We start from the raw sequence: 4,516 nt of genomic DNA, 5'->3' as shown, positions 1-4,516 counted from the left end.
CCACAGTACGACAGCCGTTCACTAAACCCACGCAAGCCAAGGCAACCTCCTTTTCCAAAGACGCAGTTCAGATTCACAACAGAGTCAGTATTTGATCTTTAGTAATCTGAAACGTCTGTCAGGTACGACGCCTGGAGAATACTTATTTGGCAGCGACCCGTCACAACGGCGACCAGCCTGCGACAGATTTTTATACCCTGCGACAGTTTTAATTCTCTGAATTTAGCGGGGACCATCGCAGGATGTACTTATGCTTGTGGTCGTGCGCTAACGTTTTAGATCGTTTTGGTTACGAGACACAAGCCCAGTGAGTACGGCACGGGCCCTTTGACGTCGCAAACAATCCAGTGAGCATGAGATGCTGCTATCATCCAGGGTTCAGCGGGGGTGAACGTAAACAAAGGTGATTTGCGGAAGCGTAGTAAGCGTCTAGCCAACACACCTTACTGACCCCAAAGCATACTCCGAAGCTACCAACAAACACCTGAACACCGCTTCTCCAAAGGATAGGCGCTGCGAAATATGCCCGATCCTCGTAGAGACTATTCAAGCTCTGGCTAGAATCAATTATTGTCGATGCCGAGGTTCCAACCATGACCCTAGCCCAACTCCTCCTATTTCTCCCCGCAGCAGCAATCGTTGCCGTCTCACCGGGCGCCAACAACCTGCTTGCATTCGCAAATGGCAGCAGGCAGGGTTTGCTGCCTACAGTGGTCGGTCTGTCAGGTCGGTGTACGGCCTTTGCATTGATGATCGCAATGGTGATTGTCGGTTTAGGCGCATTGCTAGAGGCGTCTGAACCCGCTTTCCAGATTATTAAGTGGGTAGGTGTCCTTTACCTCGCCTATCTCGGCGTAAGAATGATGATAGGCCGTGATTGTCACGAAGATGGGGCTTCGGTATTCCAGCCTGTCGATGCCTACTCCTTGGCACGCAGGGAGTTCATGACTGCCATGACCAACCCCAAAGCAATCTTGCTCTTCACTGCTTTTGTTCCCCAATTCATTGTTGCTGGTACTGGCGCCTCCTTCACTGCCCAGTTCGTCGTTTTAAGTGCAATCTACATTGCGGTCGAGTTTATCGCCGCTATAGGCTGGGCCCTTGCTGGCAGCATCATTCGATCTCTGCACCCTTCGAAGCGGAAATTGTCGATCATCAATCGCATAACGGGTGCAATGATGCTCGGCGCAGCCGCCTTATTGGCTACAGCCAGACGAACTTAAGTGTGTACGTCCGAGCGTCACCCTTACATGATTAAACGGGCTCCCACTTATGCGGAAGCAACTGCTTGATTTCACTCACCCGCTGCGTCGGCAGGCGTCTGAGAACGTCTTTCAGATAAGCATACGGATCATGACCATTCAGCCGTGCAGACTGGATCAGGCTCACGATCGCTGCCGCACGTTTACCGCTGCGCAGCGACCCTGCAAAGAGCCAGTTCTTCGGCCCAAGAGCCCATGGCCTGATTTGGTTTTCGGCCCATTTGTTGTCTATGGGTACGGCACCGTCATCAAGGTAGCGCGACAGCGCTGCGGCCGTGTAAGACCCGACTTGCTGTGACAATGCGCTTTCTAGACTGGCGCTCACGACTAGACAAAATCCATGTTCGAAGGCAAGTCTGAAAGTGGTGGCGACGTAGGGATGGGCGTTAACTTGGGTAAACCAACTCAGACGGCCTATGGGTCACAATTTATTGGTATAAAGGACGGTAAGGAGATTCGCTCCTCGAAATATTGCGATCCTATTATCTAAAATCGGGCGTGTAAGCCCGTCACAGGAGAGGCGATGTCAAAATCCTATGTGATTGGGATTGCAGCTGCAATTTTCGCTACGTTCAGCTGGGCGCTTAATTTTCTGTCTCCTTACATGATGGGAGATTTTGGACCGGTTGATTTTATTACATTGAGATTCATCATCTCTGGCTGCATTGGTCTTGTTGTTATTCGTGTTTATTGGCCTGGCGATCCAGTTTTAAGCTGGCGTTCAACTATGATGGCCGGGCTGCTTGGCGTCCTAGGATATGCTCTTTACATAGGATGCATTATGGGAAGTGTACTTCACGGTGGGGCTATAATCGCACCCGCATTTTTGAGCGCTACGCCGGTTATAGTTGCCATCACAGGCAATTTGATCAACCGAACAGTTTCCTGGAGCAGCTTCTGTGCACCCATAATTCTGGCAGTTTTTGGTTTGGTTGCAACGAATTATGGAATTTTGGTCAGCGTTTTAGATGGAGGCGCGCCCTCGTACCTTGTGGCAGTAGGTTATGCGTTAGGCGCAGTATTGGCTTGGTTAATGTTCAGCATATTAAACCAAAAGATATTGGCAAAAATTCCCCAAGTACATTCAGGTCTTTGGACTGGACTAATGATGAGTGGAGCAGGTGTCAGCGTCCTGCTTTTCTTACCTTTCGGGCTTGTGTTTGGGGTATATAGCTACCCGCACATTGACCTACGTTTGGACAATACTCTACCGGTTTTCGCCGCAGCATCAGCGCTGGCATGTTTTGCCTCCGTTGGAGGGGCATGGGCTTGGAACATTGCAAGCCAGCGGTTACCCATGGCCCTGTCTGGGCAGCTCATTTCTGTAGAAACGATCTTCGCCGCTGCGTTCGGCCTTATCGCCGAAAACCGTCTACCTACCGGTCTTGAGATGCTGGGAGTAATAGCCCTGTTAACAGGTGCCACAATCGCAATAAAGGTCATGACGTGTTGGCGCTGATTGAAAACTGACCCACCCTGCCGATTGAAAATTGACCCAGGGCGGATTGCTGATTTTGGCATCAGCAATTGTGGATAAGCTTAGCAGTCGTGTCCCGGTGGAAGAGGCATTAAAGCCCCACCGCATGTGGGCATGCGGCAGGGTATTTTCGGTGCGGATCAAAACAGCTCATCGTCCTCGGCACCATCATTGTCTTTGCGCTTTCGTTCACGTGATTTGATCTTGGTCTGGGCGACCAAGCTGCTGTGTTGCAGGCGGTAGGACTCGTTGCCCGTTTCGACGATGTGGCAGTGGTGTGTCAGCCGATCCAGCAACGCCGTTGTCATCTTGGCGTCACCAAACACGCTCGACCATTCCGAGAAGCTGAGGTTGGTGGTGATCACCACGCTGGTGTGCTCGTACAGCTTGGACAGCAAATGAAATAACAGGGCACCACCGCTCTGGCTGAAGGGCAAATACCCCAGTTCATCGAGTATCACCAGGTCTGTTCGTAGCAGCCCTTGAGCGATGCGGCCCGTCTTGCCGTCGTACTTTTCGCGCTCCAGCAGATTGACCAGATCCACCGTGGAGTAGAAGCGTACGCGTTTGTGATGCGTCGTGATCCCGGAAACGGCCAAGGCGGTGGCGAGGTGTGTTTTGCCTGTTCCAGGCCCGCCGATGAACACCACATTCTGCGCGGTATCGGTGAACTCCAGGTTGGACAGATCCCTGATCAGGCGGGCATCTGCGCTGGAAGCGCTGAAGTCGAAGCCGGCCAAATCACGATGCATGGGAAGTTTGGCCATGTTCATCTGATGATTCACTGAGCGCACCGCTCGATCTGCATGTTCTTGTTGAAGCAGATGTTCGAGCAGCCATTTCGAGGATGCCGTCGAAGCTTCTCCTTGCGAGGCTAGTTCTTCCCAGGCGCTGGCCATGCCATGCAGACGCAGTTCTTTGAGTTCCGCCATAAGATCACGCATTGCGAGTCTCCTCATCGGTGGTACGGAGCCGGTCGTAGCGTGCCGTATTGGCGACAGGCGCTATCTTGAGTTGAAGGCTGGTTTCGGCGGACGGAGGGGCTGCTGTCGATGTCAGTCGAGCCAGGACATTCAGGATGTGGTCAGCACTCAAGCTGCCTGATTCCAGTACCAACTCCACAGCCACCAATACGGCGTCGAGCCCGGCGATGGGAACCGCCGCCAGTACCTGAGTCATGACTCGATCACCATTGGTGTGCCGCCTCAGACCGCGTTTTAGCAGTTGCAACGGCTTCGGCAGATCGGCAAACGGAGCGCCATTGCGCAGCGCACCGGGCTTGCGTTCGATGAGCGGGATGTAATGCTGCCAGTCAAAACTGACCTGATCTCGATCAAACAGGCGCTCGTGACTGGCAATCATCGTTTCATCGGCGATGACCACCACCCGTGTGGGATACAAACGGCTGCTGACCCACTGACCGACCCGCTCACACGGCACCGAGTAGCGATTTCGCGCCACGCTGATCAGGCAGGTGCTGGAGACCCGTACGGTGCGCTCGACGTAGCCATCAAAGGCAGTCGGCATCGGCATCAATTCGGCGCGTTCCAGCTCCAGGACGTCCGCCACTGTCAGCCCGTTGTATTGCGGGTGCACCAGTTCGTCCCAGAGCGCACGGCAGCGTTGGCCGAGCCAAGCATTCAATTCCTCGAAGGTATGGAACATGCAGTTTTGAGCATCGAGCCAGATGCGCCGTCGGCTGTCTTGAACGTTCTTTTCAACGATGCCTTTTTCCCAGCCGGAGGCCACGTTGCAGAAGTCCGGATCGAATAGGTAG

3 protein-coding genes and 2 pseudogenes are annotated in these 4,516 nt (G+C 53.3%); 2 read left to right on the top strand and 3 right to left on the bottom strand.

Annotated elements, in window-relative coordinates; all coding sequences use genetic code 11:
• Positions 1-593: 593 nt before the first annotated feature.
• Complete coding sequence (locus tag A7D21_RS33705) at positions 594-1,223, top strand: LysE family translocator (protein ID WP_019819600.1); 630 nt, start codon at positions 594-596, stop codon at positions 1,221-1,223.
• 31 nt (positions 1,224-1,254) lie between these two features.
• Here A7D21_RS33705 and A7D21_RS33700 read toward each other — a convergent pair.
• Positions 1,255-1,530, bottom strand: a pseudogene (locus tag A7D21_RS33700) (transposase domain-containing protein); the annotation flags it as partial.
• A gap of 255 nt (positions 1,531-1,785) precedes the next feature.
• Between A7D21_RS33700 and A7D21_RS33695 the strand changes: the two are divergent.
• Positions 1,786-2,721 (top strand): DMT family transporter, encoded by a 936-nt coding sequence (locus A7D21_RS33695; protein ID WP_069553827.1) that lies wholly within the window; start codon positions 1,786-1,788, stop codon positions 2,719-2,721.
• A gap of 158 nt (positions 2,722-2,879) precedes the next feature.
• Here A7D21_RS33695 and istB read toward each other — a convergent pair whose 3' ends face one another.
• Together istB and A7D21_RS33685 are read right to left on the bottom strand one after the other, a co-directional pair.
• Entirely contained in the window at positions 2,880-3,683 is an 804-nt protein-coding gene (istB, locus tag A7D21_RS33690) for an IS21-like element helper ATPase IstB (RefSeq protein ID WP_010466203.1), read from the bottom strand.
• Positions 3,676-4,516: pseudogene (locus A7D21_RS33685) on the bottom strand (IS21 family transposase); the annotation flags it as partial. The gene istB and the pseudogene A7D21_RS33685, both read right to left, overlap by 8 nt.

This window comes from Pseudomonas sp. AP19 (assembly GCF_001728855.1).
In the GTDB taxonomy this organism is placed as follows: domain Bacteria; phylum Pseudomonadota; class Gammaproteobacteria; order Pseudomonadales; family Pseudomonadaceae; genus Aquipseudomonas; species Aquipseudomonas fluorescens.
Note: the sequence above shows the minus strand (reverse complement) of the source record. Positions and strands in the feature narration are given on the sequence as shown.

Coding starts and splice junctions, on each gene's coding strand:
- A7D21_RS33705 (WP_019819600.1), top strand. CDS start 594: ATGACCCTAGCCCAACTCCTCCTATTTCTCCCCGCAGCAGCAATCGTT.
- A7D21_RS33695 (WP_069553827.1), top strand. CDS start 1,786: ATGTCAAAATCCTATGTGATTGGGATTGCAGCTGCAATTTTCGCTACG.
- istB (WP_010466203.1), bottom strand. CDS start 3,683: ATGCGTGATCTTATGGCGGAACTCAAAGAACTGCGTCTGCATGGCATG.